Raw genomic sequence first — 17,577 nt, forward strand, 5'->3', positions numbered from 1 at the left:
CAAATTGAGTTTAAATGAAATACAATTGGTATACCAAATGTATTCAAGCAATACTCGTGCCAAATACGATGATCCTTTCGGTTAAAATCTGCCCACCATGAATGCCCGCCACGACATGCCAGCCGAATCCGGTGCCAATCCTGACGACGGCAGCGACGCGCCCGAGTCCGGCGCCGCCAGCCTCGGCAACCAGGCCTATGAAGCCCTGGTCGACCTGATCCTTTCGCGCGAATTGAAGCAAGGCGAGGCGGTGCAGGAGCGCATGCTGGCCGCGCGCCTGGGCATCTCGCGCACGCCCTTGCGCGAGGCGATGCACCGGCTGGAAGGGGAGCGGGTACTGGAGCGCAAGGCCAATGGCCGGCTGTATGTGCGGCTGGTGACGGTGCAGGAAATCATGGAGGTGCTGCATGTGCGCCGGCTGCTGGAGTCCGATGCGGCCGCGCGTGCGGCCGGCAAGGTGCCGGGCGCGCAGGCCGCGGACCTGCGCATGCGCATTGAAGACATCATGCGCCGCGACGACCCGGCCGACCCCGAGCACCAGCGCCTGGATGGCGAACTGCACGGCCTGATCACCGAATGCTGCGACAACCAGTTGCTGGCGTCGATGATCGTCGAGCTGCGCCGCAAGACGCGCATGTTCTCGTTGAAGCGCATGGACAACCGCGCCCATCCCACCTGCCTGGAACACATGGCCATCCTCGACGCGCTGGCGCGCGGCGACGGCGCCGCAGCGGCGGCCGAAACCGCGCGCCACATCGACAATATCCGCCAGGCCATCATCGACAAGCTGCTGCGCTGATCTTTGAACAGCTTCTTAGAGGAGCTTGCCCGGATTCATGATCAGGTTGGGATCGAAAGCCTGCTTGATCCGCAACATCAATTCCATCTCCAGCGGTTGCTTGTAGTGGCGCAGCTCGTCGCGGCGCAACTGGCCTACGCCATGCTCGGCGCTGATGCTGCCGTTCATGCGCGTGACCATGTCGTGCACCAGCCGGTTGAAGACGGCGGTGGCGTGCTTGGTTTCTTCATAGGTCGACGACAGCGGGATCATCACGTTGAAGTGCAGGTTGCCGTCGCCCAGGTGGCCGAAGTTGATGATCTCGGCGACGATGCCTTCGCCGCCGATGGCGGCCTCGGCCGCCTGCGTGAACGCCGCCAGCGACGAGATCGGCAGCGCGATGTCGTGCTTGACCACCTTGCCGGCGCGCACCTGCGCCTGCGAGATGCCCTCGCGCAGTTTCCACAGCGCCGCGCTTTGCGCCTGGCTGGCGCAGAACATGGCGTCGTTCACCAAGCCGTCTTCCAGCGCCTGGCCCAGCACATCTTCCAGCATCGCCTGCAGGCCGCCATCCTCGGTGTCGGCCAGCTCGACCAATGCATTGAAGGCGGCCGGCTGCGCCAGCGGCGCACGGGTGTCGGCCACGTGCCGCAGCACCAGCGCCAGGGAGGCGGCCGACATCATCTCGAAGGCCACCAGCCGTTCGCCGCAACGCGCGCGGGAGCGCGCCAGCAATTCGACCAACTGCTCCAGTGTATCGGCGCCGACCCAGGCGGTGGCGCGCGCATGCGGCTGGGCGAACAGCTTGAGCACGGCGCCGGTGATCACGCCCAGCGTTCCTTCGGAACCGATGAAAAGGTCGCGCAGGTCGTAACCGGTATTGTCCTTGCGCAGCCCGCGCAGGCCGTTCCAGATGCGCCCGTCGGGTAGCACCACTTCCAGCCCCAGCGCCAGTTCGCGCATGTTGCCAAAGCGCAGCACGGCGATGCCGCCGGCGTTGGTGGCGAGGTTGCCGCCGACCGTGCAGCTGCCTTCGGCGCCCAGGCTCAGCGGGAAGTAGCGGCCCGCCTCGCGCGCTGCCTGTTGCGCGTTGGCCAGGATCACGCCGGCATCCACCGTCATGGTGTTGTTGAGCGGATCGACCTCGCGGATGCGGTTCATGCGCGTGGTCGAGAGGATCACCTGGGCGCCGCTGTCGTCCGGCGTGCCGCCGCCGCTCATGCCGGTGTTGCCGCCCTGGGTGACGATGGGCGTGTGCGTGACGTGGCACAGCCGCACCACCTCAGCGGTCTGGGCGGTGTCGGCCGGACGCACGACGACCGTCACGCGGCCTTGCCACTTGCCCAGCCAGTCCTTCAGGTAAGGCGCCTGCGCATCCGCATCGGTCACCAGCCCGGCGTCGCCGACGATGGCGCGCAATTGTTCGATCAGGTCTTGCGTGTTGTCGCTCATCTCAGGCTCCATGCCAGTTCATCTTGACGCGGCCGATCGCCATCGCGACCGCGGCCTGGCTCGGTTCCACCACCGGCATGCCCAGCGCCTGCTGCAGCGGTTCGCGATAGACCGCCATGCCGGCGCAGCCCATGACGATCACGTCGGCGCCACGCTCGTCGCGCAGCCGGCGGCCGACTTCGGTCATGCGTTGCAGCGTGCGTTCGTATTGGGAGAGCTCGGTCACGTTCAGGCCGATCGCCAGTTCGCCGGCCAGGCGCGACTGCACGCCCATGGCGCCGTAGGCGCGCAGGTGGCGCGGGATGGAGGCGTCGAGGATGGCGATCACGCCGAAGCGCTGGCCCAGCGTCAATGCGCTCAGGATGCCGCTTTCCATGATGCCCAGCACCGGCGCCTTGACTGCTTCGCGCACCGCGAACAAGCCGGGGTCGGAGAAGCAGGCGATCACAAAGGCGCTGGCGCGCGCTTCCAATGAGCGCGCCAGCGCCGCCAGCGGCAGCGTCACCGATTCGACGTCGTGCTGGCTCTGGATGCCCGGCGGGCCTGATGGCAGCGACAGGCATTCGATGGCCGGGCCGCCGGCCATGCGCAGCGGCGCCATGGCGGCGTCGATGCCGTCGGTGACGCGCTGCGTGCTGTTGGGATTGATGACGAAGACGGTCTGGCCGTCAGGCGGAGGAGTGGACATGGTGCTTTCCCGGGAGTGGGCGGTTGGGTTCACAATCGATGAAGAAACTCTAACCCAGGCCGCTGGGCATGTTCCTTGCTCATTTGTCGGTTCCCCTTAACATCCTGTTATGCATGGCGAGGACTTATGGCACTGAACCTGCGTCAGATCGAAATCTTCCGCGCGGTGATGATCACCGGTTCCATCAGCGGCGCTTCGCAGCTGCTGTTCGTTTCGCAACCGGCGGTCAGCCGCCTGCTTTCGCATACCGAGCAGCGCGTCGGCTTCGCCCTGTTCGAGCGCATCAAGGGCCGGCTGTACGCAACGCCCGAGGCCAAGAAGCTGTTCCATGAAGTGGAGAGCGTCTACCAGGCGGTGCAGCGCGTCAACGAACTGGCCACCGACCTGGCCGACAACCGCAGCGGCATCCTCAACATCGTCTCCAGCCCCAGCATCGGGCAGATGCTGATCCCGCAGGCCATCACGCTGTTTCGCAACCGGCATCCGGACGTCAAGCTGAGCTTCCACTGTCTTAACTACGGCTACCTCAAGGAGCGCCTGCTGAACCGCCAGGCCGACCTGGGCATCATCATCTTGCCGATGGAGCATCCCAACCTGGAGGTCGCGCCGCTGTGCAGCAACCGCCTGGTGTGCGTGCTGCCGTACAACCACGAGCTGGCGCGGCGCGGCACGCTGGCGCTGGCCGACCTGCGGCCCTTCCCGCTGATCTCCTACGACAAGGATTCGCCCTTCGGCGGCATCGTCGGCCGCTTTTACCAGGCCGAGGAAGAGGTGTTGCGGCCGATCCTGGAAGTGGGCTCGCCGCAGAACGCCTGTTCGCTGGTGCAGATGGGGGCGGGGGTGGCGCTGGTGGACGAATTCTCCGTGCGCAGCTGGGCCGGCAGCAGCCAGATGGTGGTGCGGCCGGTGGCGCGCGCGCCCATCTTGCAGGCCAATCTGGTGCATGTGCGGTTGGAGCCGTTGTCGCAATTGACGCAGGCTTTTATTGGTGAGTTGCGGAAGTTGGTGAAGGGGCAGGGGTATGGGGTGCCGCCGGAAGAGGGGGAGGTGCTTGCGGCGGCGTGAGGGGGCTTTTGTTTGTTTGCTTGTGGTTTGGGTAGTCTGCTATTGCTTCATGCAGATGTACTGGCTTTATGCTTTTCTTTCTTCGGTCGACACGGAGCGCCGGGGGCGGCCCGGCAGCCGCTCACTTTCTTTGCTTCGCCAAAGAAAGTAAGCAAAGAAAGGCGACCGCAACTACCCAGCCCCTTCGGGGTCCCCGGCGGAGTGGGCAAAAAAATGGGCAATGCAGAGTCGCTTCGCTCCGACTGCCTTGCTGATCCATTTTTTTGCCCACTCCGCCGGCTGGTTAGATGCGGACTTCGGAAACGGCTCGCCTTCGGCATCGCCAAGCTTGCGACTAACTTGGTTCAAGGAATGGAGCCAACGCACACCCCCCTCCCAAGCCCGATGCCGCAGGCGAGGCGTTCAGGTTTACCTCCCCTTGTGGGCCAGCCGTTGGAGTGCGGTAAAAAATGGATCAGCGGGGCAGTCGGAGCGCAGCGACTCTGCCTCGCCCATTTTTTACCGCGCTCCAACGGGTACCCTCCGAAGGAGGGCTGGCACTTAGGGGCCGCCTTTCTTTGCTTACTTTCTTTGGCGGAGCAAAGAAAGTGAGCGGCTGCCGGGCCGCCCCCGGCGCTCCCTTCCGACCGGAGAAAGATAAGCATAGAACCAGTACATCTGCACGCAGCAAGACCAGACTACCCAGACTCCCCCCAAAAAAACTACTTCACCTCCATCCAGGAAACATGCGCCGCCACAATCCTCCACCCCTGCGGCAACCGCAACCAGGCATGACTCTGCCGCCCAATCCGGGCATCCCCATCACGGGTGAACTCGGTATTGGCCACCGCATAGTCGCGCCCATAGGTGGTAATGACAGTCCGCCTCAAATCCCGCATCAGGTTCCTGGGCGAACGTTCAAGACGAAATGATCGTATCTCGTCAAACCCGACAAGATTCTCGGTAGCGCCATAACGCACGGTATGGGCCGAGTCCAGAAACAGCTCATCCAGCACCTCGACCTGGTTGGTCGTCAGCGCCACCTCATAACGCCCGAAAGCAACCGTCACTTCAGCCAGCACTTCCGGGATGTTCACCTCGAACGGCAACGTCGGTTCCATCGCGAATCTCCTCAATGCCCGCCAAGATAAGCCTTGGCCAGCGCATCATTGGCCGCGATCTCGGCCGCGCTGCCCTGCGCCACCACCCGCCCGCCTTCGATCACATAAGCGCGATCGGCCAGCGACAAGGCCAGCGCCGCCATCTGGTCGACCAGCACGATGGTCATGTTCTCGTTGCGCAACCGATCCAGCGCCGCGAACAGTTCGGCAATCACTTTCGGCGCCAGGCCCAGCGACGGCTCGTCCAGCAACAGCACGCGCGGGCGCGACATCAAACCGCGCGCGATCGCCAGCATCTGCTGCTCGCCGCCGGAGAGCAGGCCGGCGCGCTGGTGCAGGCGCTCGCGCAAACGCGGGAAGCGCCCCAGCATTTCCTCCACCCGCGCCTCCACATCCTGCGGATAAAGGAAAGCGCCAAGGCGGATGTTGTCCAGCACGCTCAGTTCCGGGAAGACCTGCCGCCCCTCCGGCACCAGCACCACGCCATGACGCACGATCTCTTCGGCGCGCAGGTGCATCAGGTTGACGCCGCCGGCATGGATGCCGCCCTGCACCGGCCGGTGCAGCCCGGCCAGCGCGCGCATCAGCGTCGACTTGCCGGCGCCGTTGGCGCCCAGCAGGGCCACCATCTCGCCCTGCTTCACCTGCAGGTTGATGCCATGCAGCACCGGCTCGGCGCCATAGCCGGCGACCAGCTCGCCCACGCCCAGCAATTCGGTCGCACCCGGCGTCGCCACGCGCGCAGCAGTCGCCGCCGGCTGCTGCGCGTCCTCGCCAAGATAGGCCTGGCGCACCGCCGGGTCGTTCTGCACTTCTAGCGCAGTGCCGATGGCCAGGCGCTGGCCGGCGTCCAGCACCACGATGCGGCTGGAGATCTGCATCACCAGTTCCATGTCGTGCTCGACCACCACCACGCTGATGCCAGCGGCGGCGATCTTTTGCAGCAGGCGCGCCAGCATCGACTTGTCCTCGCGCGACAGGCCGGCGGCCGGCTCGTCCAGCAGCAGCACATCCGGATCGGCGGCCAGGGCGCGCGCGATTTCCACCAGGCGGCGGTCGACGTGCGCCAGGTCGGCCGCAGCGATATCGATGGCGCCGTGGTAACCGCAATACGCCAGCAGGCTGGCGCTGCGCGCACGCACCGCGGCATCGCCGAAACCGCGCGCCGACAGCAGCCCGCCCAGGCGGCCGCGGCCGCAGGCCAGCGCGACGTTGTCGGCCACGCTGAGGCTGCCGAACAGTTGCGAAGTCTGGTAGGTGCGCGCCACCCCGTGGCGGGCGATGCGAAAGGCCGGCAAGCCCGCCAGCGCCACCCCGCCCAGCGCGAAGCTGCCGGAGCTCGGGCGGTAGAAACCGGAGAGCATGTTCAGCGCCGTGGTCTTGCCGGCGCCGTTGGGGCCGATCAGGCTGGTGACGGCCGCTGCCGGCACTTCGAATCCCAGGCCGCCGACCGCGCGCACGCCGCCGAACACCATGGTCAGGCCGTCGGCCGACAAGGTGCGGCGGGTGCGCACCGGCAGCGCCGCTTCATCGCCCGCCGGCGCCGGCGGAGGAATGGCCGCGGCCGGCTGGCGCAGCGCGCCCGCCAGCTTGCGCAGCAGGCCGGTCACGCCGTCCGGCGCGATCCACAGCACCAGCAACAAGAGCGCGCCGAAGAACAGCAGACGATAGTCCTCCATGCTGGACAGCAGTTCGGGCAGCGCGCCGACGATCACCGCGCCGACCACCGGCCCCATGATGGAACCGGCGCCGCCGATCACCACCACCAGCACGAACAGGATGGACTGCATGAAACTGAACGTGTCCGGCGTGACGAAGGTCGACAACGGCGCGAACAACCCGCCGGCCAGGCCGGCCAGGGCGGCCGAAATGGCGAAGGCGGCGGTCTTGACCACCAGCGGGTTCAGGCCGATCGATTCGGACGCGGTCTCGCTGTCGCGCACCGCGCGCATGGCCGCGCCCCAACTGCCGCGCGAGAGCCAGCAGTAGCCGGCTAGCACCGCCGCCACCGACACCAGCCCCAGGATGGCGATGGCGCGCTCGCCCTGCAGCCCGAGGAAGGCGGGGGCGGCCAGGCCCATGATGCCGTTCTGGCCGCCGGTCACATCGCGCATCTCGATGATGACGTGCTGCACGATGAAGCTGAAGGCGATGGTGATCATGGCCAGGTAGGGGCCCTTCACGCGCAGCGCCGGCAAGGCCAGCAGCACACCCAGCGCCCCCGCTGCCAGCGCCGCCAGCGGCCACGCCAGCCAGAACGAGAAGCCGGCCTTGGTGGTCAGGATGGCGACCGTATAGGCGCCGATGGCGTAGAAGCCGATATGGCCGAACGAGACCTGCCCGGTCAGGCCGATCAGCACGTTCAGGCCGATGCCGACGATGGCCACCAGCGCGATGCCGGCCAGCACGAAGACGTAATAGCTGTTGACCGACAGCGCCAGCGTGGCGGCGGCGATGAAGCCGAGCACGCACCAGGCCAGCGCGGCCGGCGTGCCCAGCCCCAGGCGCACCTGGGCGCGCGGGGCGACGGCCGGCGGCGCGGGTTGGGCCGCGCGGCGCAGCGCCGCGGTCACGGAATGCGGAAGATTGTTCATACCTTTTTCACCTGTGCGCGGCCGAACAGGCCGTTGGGACGAATCGCCAATACCGCGATCACCAGCGCGAAGGTGATGATCTGGGTGTAGCCGGAACCGAGGGTGGCGGTGATCAGCGCCTCGGCGATGCCGAACAGCAGGCCGGCGATCATCACGCCCCAGGCGCTGGTGATGCCGCCCAGGATAGCCACGGCGAAGGCCTTCAGGCCGAACAGCGTGCCCATGTCGGCGTTGACGTTGAACAGCGGCGCGATCAGCACGCCGGCCACCCCGGCCAGCAGGGTCGACAGCGCGAAGGCGGCGGCGATGGCGCGGGTGATGGGGATGCCCATCAGGCGCGCGGCGTCGCGGTTCTGCACCACCGCCAGCAAGGCGGTGCCCCAGCGGGTGCGGCGCGAGACGGTATGCAGCAGCGCCGCCAGCGCCAGGCCGACGGCGGGGATCAGCAGGTGCAGCGGATACACCCCCAGGCCGATGCCGCCCACTTCGATGGACGACAGCGCCAGCGGCGACGGCAGGCTGCGCGGCTCCTTGCCGAAGGTGTGCATGACCAGATTGTCCAGCACGATGCCCAGCGCCACGGTGGACATCAGCCAGGCGTTCGAGCCCTGCCGGGCGAAGGGGCGCACCGCCAGCACTTCGACCAGCACGCCATAGGCGGCGCACAAGGCCAGCGCCAGCACGACGGCCAGCCACATCGGCCAGCCCAGCGTCTGGGCGAAGGTGAAGCACAGCACGGCGCCCAGCATCATGGAGCTGCCCTGCGCGAAATTGACGGTGCCGGAAACGGCATACGTCATGTAGAAACCGAGCGCCATCAGACCGTACATGCTGCCCAGTCCGAATCCGCTGATGAGTGCCGACAGCAGCAACATCGTGTTCTCCCTGCCCCGCCGCGTTGCCGGCGGCGGCTGTTGATCGTTGGTATTGCGCGTGATGCGTTGCCCGCATTGCGCATGGATTGGCCGCCGCGCAGACCGCTCCCGGCCGGCGCGGCGCTGCCGGTGGGCCTTATTGCGCCAGGCCCACCGGCAGGATGCGGTTGTCGATGAACTGCGCCCAGACGTAGTCGTCGGCCTGCAGCGCATCGTGCACGGCCGGGCTGAACGGCTTGACGTAGGTCTTGATCAGGCCTTCGTAGCGGTCGATCTTGTAGAAGCCCTCGCGCACCGCGTCGCCGTTGGTGGAGCCGGCCCTGGCGATGGCCAGCGCGGCCAGCTGCATGCCGTCATAGGCGTTGGCCACGCCGACGGCCGGGGTGATATCGTCCGGGCCCTTGATCGCGGGGTACTTGGCCTTGAGCTCGCCCACCACCTTCTCGCCCACCGGCGAGAGCTTGCCGAAGAAGCTGAAGGTCTGGATGAAGTGCACGTTCCTGGCGTTGGGGCCGGCCAGTTCGGTGAAGCGGCCGCCGGCCGGGCCCCAGTGCGACACCACCGGCACCTTCCAGCCCATGCGGTCGAGCGACTTGACCACCTGCGCCGAGGGGCCGACGTTGCCGACCAGGTACAAGGTGTCGGCGCCGGCGGCCTTCAGGCGCGTGAGCTGCGGCACGATGTCGACGTCGCTGCCTTCGAACTTCTCCACCCCGGCCGGCTTCAAGCCCTTCTCGGCCAGCGCGGCGACGATGCCCTTCTCGTTGGATTCGCCCCAGGGGTTGTTGACCAGGATCAGGCCGGCCTTGCTGCTTTTAAAGGTCTTCTGCGCGTAGTTCAGCATGGCCTTGTCGACCAGTTCATCCACCGCCGACACGCGGAACACGTAGTTCGGGTTGGCGCCGTTCTTGGTCACGCCGGTGCCGGCCGCCCACGGGCCGACGAAGGGCACCTTCTCCTGGTTGACGATGGGCACGATGGCCATCGACACCGGGGTGTCCAGGCCGCCGAACAGCACCGCCACCTTTTCCTTGAAGATCAGTTCGCGCGCGGCCACCACGCCCTTGGCCGGATTGCCTTCATCGTCGCGGCGCACCAGCTCCAGCTTGCGCCCGCCCAACAGGCCGCCCTTGGCGTTGATCTCGTCGATGGCGATGGCCATGCCGCGGGTCAGCGCCTCGCCGGCTTGCGCCGACTGGCCCGACAGCGCGGTGACCAGGCCGATCTTGATGGGGTCGGCGGCCAGGGCCGGCGAGGCGAAGGCAGCAGCGGCAGCAGCGGCGACGGTGGCGGCTGCGGCGGCAATCAGGGTACGGCGGGTGAAACGGATCATGGTGGCTTCCCTCCAGGTTGGCTAAGAGACGGTTGGCATTGTTCCCGGCATGACTTATGCAAGGGCTATGCCAAGCGCCGCATGCGAAGATAATTTTTGCCGACAATATTTACCTTATATAGGCAGCAAATATCTTCATTTATTGCCGCTGATAACCAATCAAGTTTGCAGCCAATAACGCACGACTCTTGTGCAAAAGATGGAGAAAATGATGCACGCCGCACCATCATCAACCACACCCCAGGGCGCCGGCCTGGCCGCACCGTGAGGAAGCCGGCATGAACCAGCCTACCCTCCCGCCCACCGTCCCCGCCGTCGAAGGCAGCGCCCGCCCCTTCGGCCCGCTGCCCGGCCACGGCCGCTTCGGCTATTCGGCCATCCACCGCCGCCCCGGCTATTGCTGGCCCAACGGCGCGCGGCTGGCGGTCTACCTCGGCTTCAACATCGAGCACTTCGCCTTCGGCTCGGGCCTGGGCGCGCGCCTGGGCCCGGCCTGCCCCGAGCCCGACGTGCTCAACTATGCCTGGCGCGAATACGGCAACCGCGTCGGCGCCTGGCGCTGCCTGGAACTGTTCGAACAACTGGCGCTGCCGGCCGGCGTGCTGGTCAACACCGCGCTGTACGATCATTGCCCGGAACTGGTGGCCGCCTTCGCCGCGCGCGGCGACGAGATCATCGGCCACGGCCACAGCAATTCGCAACAGCAGGGCACGCTGCCGGAAAGCGCCGAACTGGCGCTGCTGCGCCACTGCCGCGACCGCATCGCCGCCGAAAGCGGGGCGGCGCCGGCCGGCTGGCTTTCGCCGTGGATCTCGGAAAGCCTGGTCACCCCCGACCTGCTGCGCGAATCGGGGTACCGCTACAACCTGAACTGGGCGCACGACGACCAGCCGGTGCGCATGCGCACGCGCGACGGCGGCAGCCTGTGGTCGATCCCCTATCCGCAAGAGCTCAACGACATCCCGATGATCGTGGCGCGCCAGATGGACGGAAAGGACTTCGCGCAGATGATCGTCGACAACTTCGACGAGATGCTGGAACAATCGGCGCGGCAGCCGCTGGTGATGGGCATCGCCCTGCATCCTTACCTGGTGGGCCAGCCCTACCGCCTGCGCCACTTGCGCCGCGCGCTGCAACACCTGGCCGCGGCGCGCGACCGCGGCCAGGTCTGGTTCACCACGCCGGGCGCCATCTGCGCGCACGTGGATGCGCTGGAAGAACTGCGGCAGCCCCCTGCGCTGCTGCCCTGATCATTGGAGAACCGCTTGAACCATCCCCGCTTTATTCCGGCCCCGGCTCCGGGCGACGCCGATGACGGCATCGGCGCCTTCGTGCCGCACGGGCGCTTTCGCATCGCCGGCGCCGCCGCCGGCCCGCTGGCCGGCCTCGCCTTCGGCGCCAAGGACCTGTTCGACGTGGCCGGCCACGTCACCGGCGCCGGCAATCCGGACTGGCTGCGCACGCATGCCCCGGCCACGTCCACCAGCCCGCTGGTGACGACCCTGCTCAACGCCGGCGCCACCCTGGTGGGCAAGACCCTGACCGACGAGATCGCCTATAGCATTCACGGCGACAACCACCACTACGGCACGCCCATCAACCCGGCCGCGCCGGGCCGCGTGCCGGGCGGTTCCTCCAGCGGCTCGGCGGCGGCGGTGGCGGCGCGCCTGTGCGACTTCGCGCTGGGCACCGACACCGGCGGCTCGACCCGAGTGCCGGCCAGCTACTGCGGCATCTGGGGCCTGCGCACCACGCACGGCCTGCTGTCCTGCGCGGCCATGGCGCCGCTCTCCCCCGGTTTCGATACCGCCACCTGGCTCGCGCACGAAGCCGGCGCCTTCGCCCGCGTGGGCGAGGTGCTGCTGCCGCAGACCGCCGGCCGCGACTTGCGGCGCGTCCTGCTGCCCCTGGATGCGCTGGAACAGGCCGACCCGGTGTTCCAGCCGGCCGTGCAGCGCGTCTACCAGGCGCTGTGCGCGCGCATGCAGGGCCGGCACTGCCGCCTGTCCGGCGACGACCCGGATGCACTGGAACAATGGCGCCGCGCCTACGTCGTGGCCTCGGCGCACGAGGCCTGGCAAACCCACCGCGACTGGATCGAGCGTGAAACGCCGCGCTTCGGCCCCGCCGTGCAGGGCCGCTGGGACATCGCGCGCGCCACCGGTGTCCAGGACGAACGCCAGGCGCGCGAGCGCCAGCGGCTGGTGCGCCGCCAGGTGCATGCGCTGCTGGGCGATGACGCGGTGGCGGTGATCCCCTCCGCGGCCAGCGTGGCGCCGCCGCTGGACGCCGCCCCCGGCGAGGTCGACCTGGTGCGCGCACGCACCTTCCGCATCACCTGCATCGCCGGCCTGTGCGGCTTGCCGCAGGTCAGCATCCCGCTGGCCACGCCCGCCGGGCTGCCGATCGGCGTATCATTGCTGGGCCCCGCGGGCAGCGACCTGTCTCTGATCAGGCTGGCCGCCGAGGTATGGCGCACGCTGCAGCAGGGCGCGCCGCACTGACCCGCGACGCATGCCCAACCGGGCGCCGCGCCTTCCGCGCCAAAGGAAGCGTGGCGCGATGAGACACCAAGCACAAGACGATGAGCGAAACCTCCCCCCGCAACGCGGGCAAGCGCACCGCCGGCACGGCCGCCAAGCCGGCGGCCAAGAGCGCCAAGAGCACCAGGGGCGTGGCCGCGCGCCATGCCGACGACGCCCCGGCCCCAGCCCGCCAACAGCGCGCCGGCCGCCCGCGCGTGCGCCACGACACGCTGGCCGATGCGCCGGCCCTGCAGCCCGACGCCGAGGCCGGCGACGACATCATCGGCCGCATCTATGCCACCGTGTACGACAGCGTGATGAGCCAGCGCCTGGCGCCCGGCACCAAGCTGCCCGAGGCGGCCCTGTGCGAACTGTTCGGCGTGGGCCGCACGGTGGTGCAGAAGGCGCTGCAAAAGCTGGCGCACGAACATATCGTCGAACTGCGCCCGAACCGCGGCGCGGTGGTGGCCATGCCGACCCCGGAAGAAACGCGCGAGATCTTCGAGGCGCGGCGTTCGCTGGAAGCCGCCATCATGCGCCTGGCGGTACGCAACGCCACGCGCGCCGACCTGGCCCGGCTGCGCCGCCAACTCAAGGAAGAGCACCAGGCGATGCACAGCTACGCGCAGACGCGCTGGGCGCGGCTGGCCTCATCCTTCCACATGCAGGTGGCCGAACTGGCGCGCAACGCCACGCTGCAGCGCTACCTGGGCGAACTGGTGTCGCGCTGCTCGCTGATCGTGGCGCTGCACGAACCGGCCGGCTACGCCTCCTGCGAGCATGAGGAACACACCCGCATCGTCGACCTGATCGAGCGCGGCGATACCGAAGGCGCGGTGGCGGCGATGGAGTCGCACCTGGTGACGCTGGAGGAACACATCCACCTGGTCAGCGGCAAGAGCGGGAACAACCTGGCGCGCATGCTGGGGATGGAATAAGGATTTCTCTTCTTCAACGGAAAAACGGCATTGCCTGTTGCGGGCAATGCCGTTTTTCTTTTATCGGTACCTGAACAATGAACTCAGATCGCCACCCGGCTCTCCAGCTCCCGGCGCACCTCGGCCACGATTTCAAATGAATGCAGGCGCGCCGCATGGTCATAGATCTGGGCGGTGATCATCAGCTCGTCCGGCGCGGTGTCGTCGATGAAATTCTGCAGGCCCTCGCGCACGCTCTCGCGGTCGCCCACCACGGCGCAGGCCAGCGAACGTTCGACGTGCGCCTGCTCGCCCGGCTGCCAGTAGTCGGCGATGTCGTCCACCGGCGGGTTGAGCTGGCCCGGCGTGCCGCGGATCAGGTTGATGAACTGCTGCTGCAGCGAACTGAACAGGCGCACCGCTTCGCGCTCGGTATCGGCGGCGAACACATTCAGGCCCAGCATCACATACGGTTTTGGCCACGCGGCCGAGGGCTTGAAGCGGGCGCGGTAGATCTCCACCGCCGACTTCATGAAGCCCGGCGCGAAGTGCGAGGCGAAGGCGAACGGCAAGCCCAGTTCGGCCGCCAACTGGGCGCTGAACATGCTCGACCCCAGCAGCCAGATCGGCACGTTCAGGCCGGCGCCGGGCACCGCGCGCAACGACTGGTAGTCCGATGGTTCGGCGAAATAGTCCTGCAGCTCCTGCACATCCTGCGGGAAATTCTCGGCGGTGTCGCCGCCCATGTGGCGGCGCAGGGCGCGCGCGGTGCGCTGGTCGGAACCCGGCGCGCGCCCCAGGCCGAGGTCGATGCGGCCGGGGTAGAGCGACTCCAGCGTGCCGAACTGCTCGGCGATCACCAGCGGCGAATGGTTGGGCAACATGATGCCGCCGGAGCCGACGCGGATGCTCCTGGTGTTGGCCGCCACGTGCGAGATCACCAGCGAGGTGGCGGCGCTGGCGATGCCGGCCATGTTGTGGTGCTCGGCCAGCCAGTAGCGCCGGTAGCCGAGCTTCTCGGCCAGCTGCGCCAGTTCCCTGGTGTTGTTGAAGGCCTGGGCGGCGGTGCTGCCCTTGTTGATCGGGGACAGGTCGAGGACGGAAAACGGAATCATGGGGATGCGATCCTTGAAAGCGCAACGGGATCACCGCTGCGCCGGGTTGCCGGGCAGCGCGCCCGGATAGCTTGTCAGTCCAGCTTGACCACCAGCTTGCCGAAGTTCTTGCCTTCCAGCATGCCGATGAAGGCTTGCGGCGCATTTTCCAGCCCTTGCACCACGTCTTCGCGGTAGCGCAGCCGGCCTTGCTTGAGCCAGCCCGAGACATCGTGCTGGAACGCCGCCAGCAGGTCGGGGCGGTTGACGTAGTAGTCGAAGATGATGAAGCCGCGGATCTGGATGCGTTGCGTCAGCACGCGGCGCAGCAGCGCGCTGGCGTCGGACTCGACACGGCCGCCGTTGTAATGCGCGATCAGGCCGCATACCGGGATGCGGGCGTGCACGTTGAGCAACGGCGCCACGGCATCGAACACGGCGCCGCCGACATTCTCGAAATAGACATCGATGCCCTGGGGGCAGGCCGCCTTCAGTTGCGCGGCAAAATCCGCCGAGCGGTGGTCGATGCAGGCGTCGAAGCCCAATTCCTTGACTGCGTATTCACACTTCTGCGCGCCGCCGGCCACGCCGACCACGCGGCAGCCCTTGATCTTGGCGATCTGTCCCACCAGCGAGCCGACCGCGCCGGTGGCGGCGGCCACCACCACGGTTTCGCCGGCGCGCGGCTGGCCGATGTCGATCAGGCCGGCATAAGCGGTATAACCGGGCATGCCAAGCACGCCCAGCGCATGCGAAGGGTGGTCGAAGCCGGCCGGCAACCTGGTGGCGCCGCTGCCGTCGGAGAGGGCGTATTCCTGCCAGCCGGTGTAGGCCATCACCAGGTCGCCTTCATGGAAATCGGCATGACGCGAAGCCACCACGCGCGAGACGGTGCCGCCGGTCATCACCGCGTCGATATCGACCGAAGGCGCGTAAGACGGCGCGTCGCTCATGCGGCCGCGCATGTAAGGATCGAGCGAAAGCCACTCGGCACGCAGCAGCACCTGCCCTTCTTCAGGCGCCGGCACGGCGGTTTCCTCAAGACGGAAATTGGCCGCCACAGGCGCGCCGGTGGGGCGCGCGGCGAGGACGATCCTGCGGTTGACTGCGTGATTGGCGCTCATGGGAAGTCCTTTGGAAATTGGGAAACTTAATTGGGAAATTTGAATGCGCAATGAAGATGAATGGCCGGCCTATTGCGGCGGAACCAGTACCCGGCGGGTGACGTGCATCGCGCTTTCCATCGGCACGCGGTCGCGGCTGAGCTTGGACAGCAAGCTGGCGCCCAGCCATAGCTGGTACAACATGGTGGCGGTGGCCAGCGGCTCCAGCACGGTATGCAGAGAACCGTCGGCGACGCCGTCCTCGATGCAGCCGGCAATACGGGCGATAAAACGCCCGGTGCCTTGATGCAAGGCCTCGCGCATGTCGTCGGACAGGTCGGCCACTTCGGCGCTGAGCTTGACCACCAGGCAGCGCTGCTCGAATTCCTGGCAGCACTGGCTTTCCAGCCAATAGCCCCAATAGGTCAGCAGCCGCTCGCGCGCGCTGGCGCCATAGGCATCCGCGCCGAGCACCTTGCCCAGCAGCTCAAGGTAGCCCTCGACATAGTGTTCGATGAGCTCGCGCCCATACTGCTCCTTGGAGCCGAAGTAGTGGTAGAACGACCCCTTGGGAATCTCCGCCGCCGCCAGGATCTCGGACAGCCCGACGCCGGAAAAGCCTTTTTGCGCGATGATCGCGCGCCCGGCCATGAGGATGTTGCGCTTGTTTTCGCCGTAGTTTTCTCGCATGGCGACATTCTAACCAAAAATTAGACCGGTCGTCTAAAGCTGCCTTCTTCGAAGAAACACGCTTCCGTCATTGCTTGCCCGGCGCCGGAAACAACGGCCGCACCGCCAGCGCCACCGCTGCCATCGCCAACCAGACGGCGGCCCAGCCCCGCCATTGCAGCAGCGGCGGCACCGCCTGCGCGGTCAGGAAGAACACCATGAATACGCAGCTGTTGCCCAACCCCAGCGCGGTGCCGATCTGCGCCGGCCCGGCCTGCACCGCCAGTTCGGTATAGGCCACGCCGTGCCAGGCCGATACCGCGATGCCGGCGACGGCAAGCGACAAGGCCAGCGGCGCCAGCGTTGCGCCGGAGCACGCCAATACGCCCAGCAGCGCGAACAGCCCGGCGCTCAATAAAGCGCAGCCGCGCAGGAAACCGCGGCGATTGCCGCGACGATCGGTCCAGCGCCCGCTGGCGATACGCGAAACGGCAGCGCCGACTTGCACCACCGTCATCACCGCGCTGATCAGCACCAGGCCGGCATGGCTGACGTCGTGCAGGAAGACGCCGCCGAAACTGATCAGCGCTACCTGCGGCGCGCACAGCAAACCGGTGCCCAGCGCCAGGCGCCAGACCGTAGCGTTGCGCAAAGCCGGGGTTGCGGCACGTTCCTGCCGGATCGCCTGTTGCGGCGGCGCCGACGGCGGCGGCTCGCGCAGCCACAGCAAGGTCAGCCAGACGCTGGCCAGGCAACCGGCGATCAACGCGCCATAGACCGCGCCGAAGCCGGCATGGGCCGCCAGCGACGGCAGCAGCAGCGCGCCGATGCCGCCGCCCAGCGGCACCGCGGTCTGGCGTATGCTCATCGCCAGGCCGCGCTCGCCATCTTGAAACCATCCCATCACCGCCCGCCCGCTTGAGCCATTGACGCTGCCGCCCAGCAAGCCGGCCAGCATCAGCCCCGCGCACAGCCATCTGAACGTTGCCGCGCCCTGCCCCGGCAGCGCGAACAGCACCAGCAGCCACAGCGCGGCAACGGTGCCCAGCAAGCCGGTCAGCAGCACCTTGCGGTCGCCCAGGCGGTCGGTCAATACGCCCCACGGCAGTTCGCCCAGGGCCACGCCCAGGCTCAACAGGCCCAGCGCCAGCCCAAGCTGGGCATTGCTGAGCTGGTAGTCCGCGCGCAATACCACCGAGGTCACGGGAATGCCGGAAAAGATGGCCGAGAAACTGGCGTTGGCGGCCACCCCGGCGGCCAGGACCTTCCAGCGGTGGCGCGCGGCGGCAGGGTTGGCGGGAGTGGGGTCGCGCGCTTCGGCGACGGCGGCGGTTCGGTCCATGGCAGGCTCCGGTGATATCGACCTGCGCAGTGTGCGCTGCAC

15 protein-coding genes are annotated in these 17,577 nt (G+C 67.5%); 5 read left to right on the forward strand and 10 right to left on the reverse strand.

Going from position 1 to position 17,577, the window contains the following annotated elements; translation table 11 throughout:
* Positions 1-115: 115 nt before the first annotated feature.
* Positions 116-799: a GntR family transcriptional regulator gene (locus AC07N6_RS14455; RefSeq protein WP_494783836.1), complete on the forward strand. Its 684-nt coding sequence runs from the start codon at positions 116-118 to the stop codon at positions 797-799.
* Positions 800-814: 15 nt separating this feature from the next.
* On the opposite strand, the gene AC07N6_RS14460 is transcribed toward AC07N6_RS14455, so the two are convergent.
* The gene (locus tag AC07N6_RS14460; protein ID WP_494783837.1) at positions 815-2,230 is read right to left on the reverse strand and encodes an FAD-binding oxidoreductase; all 1,416 of its coding nucleotides are present in this window, start codon (positions 2,228-2,230) and stop codon (positions 815-817) included.
* A gap of 1 nt (position 2,231) precedes the next feature.
* Positions 2,232-2,918 (reverse strand): aspartate/glutamate racemase family protein, encoded by a 687-nt coding sequence (locus tag AC07N6_RS14465; protein WP_494783838.1) that lies wholly within the window; start codon positions 2,916-2,918, stop codon positions 2,232-2,234.
* A 126-nt stretch (positions 2,919-3,044) separates the two neighbouring features.
* Between AC07N6_RS14465 and AC07N6_RS14470 the strand changes: the two genes are divergently transcribed.
* Positions 3,045-3,983 carry a LysR family transcriptional regulator gene (locus AC07N6_RS14470; protein WP_494783839.1) on the forward strand — a complete coding sequence of 313 codons (939 nt, stop codon included), beginning with the start codon at positions 3,045-3,047 and terminating at the stop codon, positions 3,981-3,983.
* Positions 3,984-4,684: 701 nt separating this feature from the next.
* Here the strand turns inward: AC07N6_RS14470 and hpxZ are convergent.
* The 4 genes from hpxZ to AC07N6_RS14490 form a co-directional block, all read right to left on the reverse strand.
* A complete protein-coding gene (hpxZ, locus tag AC07N6_RS14475; protein ID WP_494783811.1) occupies positions 4,685-5,083 on the reverse strand; it encodes an oxalurate catabolism protein HpxZ in 399 nt (132 codons plus the stop codon).
* Between the two features lie 11 nt (positions 5,084-5,094).
* Positions 5,095-7,677, reverse strand: a complete 2,583-nt coding sequence (locus tag AC07N6_RS14480; RefSeq protein ID WP_494783810.1) for a branched-chain amino acid ABC transporter ATP-binding protein/permease — start codon at positions 7,675-7,677, stop codon at positions 5,095-5,097.
* Positions 7,674-8,552 carry a branched-chain amino acid ABC transporter permease gene (locus tag AC07N6_RS14485; RefSeq protein WP_141911534.1) on the reverse strand — a complete coding sequence of 293 codons (879 nt, stop codon included), beginning with the start codon at positions 8,550-8,552 and terminating at the stop codon, positions 7,674-7,676. The genes AC07N6_RS14480 and AC07N6_RS14485 overlap by 4 nt, the downstream gene beginning before the upstream one ends.
* 136 nt (positions 8,553-8,688) lie before the next feature.
* A complete protein-coding gene (locus AC07N6_RS14490; protein ID WP_494783809.1) occupies positions 8,689-9,885 on the reverse strand; it encodes an ABC transporter substrate-binding protein in 1,197 nt (398 codons plus the stop codon).
* 278 nt (positions 9,886-10,163) lie between these two features.
* Here AC07N6_RS14490 and AC07N6_RS14495 point away from each other — a divergent pair, with 278 nt between their 5' ends.
* The 3 genes from AC07N6_RS14495 (at position 10,164) to AC07N6_RS14505 (ending at position 13,348) form a co-directional block, all read left to right on the forward strand.
* A complete protein-coding gene (locus AC07N6_RS14495) occupies positions 10,164-11,135 on the forward strand; it encodes a polysaccharide deacetylase family protein (protein ID WP_494783808.1) in 972 nt (323 codons plus the stop codon).
* Positions 11,136-11,150: 15 nt separating this feature from the next.
* Positions 11,151-12,389: an amidase gene (locus AC07N6_RS14500; protein ID WP_494783807.1), complete on the forward strand. Its 1,239-nt coding sequence runs from the start codon at positions 11,151-11,153 to the stop codon at positions 12,387-12,389.
* An 80-nt stretch (positions 12,390-12,469) separates the two neighbouring features.
* Positions 12,470-13,348: a GntR family transcriptional regulator gene (locus AC07N6_RS14505; protein ID WP_494783806.1), complete on the forward strand. Its 879-nt coding sequence runs from the start codon at positions 12,470-12,472 to the stop codon at positions 13,346-13,348.
* Between the two features lie 83 nt (positions 13,349-13,431).
* Here AC07N6_RS14505 and AC07N6_RS14510 read toward each other — a convergent pair whose 3' ends face one another.
* The 4 genes from AC07N6_RS14510 to AC07N6_RS14525 form a co-directional block, all read right to left on the reverse strand.
* A complete protein-coding gene (locus AC07N6_RS14510) occupies positions 13,432-14,442 on the reverse strand; it encodes an LLM class flavin-dependent oxidoreductase (RefSeq protein WP_494783805.1) in 1,011 nt (336 codons plus the stop codon).
* A gap of 74 nt (positions 14,443-14,516) precedes the next feature.
* Positions 14,517-15,545, reverse strand: coding sequence for an NADPH-dependent curcumin/dihydrocurcumin reductase (gene curA / locus AC07N6_RS14515; protein ID WP_494783804.1), 1,029 nt, complete (start codon positions 15,543-15,545; stop codon positions 14,517-14,519).
* Between the two features lie 69 nt (positions 15,546-15,614).
* Positions 15,615-16,214 (reverse strand): TetR/AcrR family transcriptional regulator, encoded by a 600-nt coding sequence (locus tag AC07N6_RS14520; protein WP_494783803.1) that lies wholly within the window; start codon positions 16,212-16,214, stop codon positions 15,615-15,617.
* A 67-nt stretch (positions 16,215-16,281) separates the two neighbouring features.
* Positions 16,282-17,535 (reverse strand): MFS transporter, encoded by a 1,254-nt coding sequence (locus tag AC07N6_RS14525; RefSeq protein ID WP_494783802.1) that lies wholly within the window; start codon positions 17,533-17,535, stop codon positions 16,282-16,284.
* Positions 17,536-17,577 lie beyond the last annotated feature (42 nt).

The sequence above is a fragment of the Herbaspirillum sp. GW821-FHT09A12 genome, assembly GCF_059418325.1.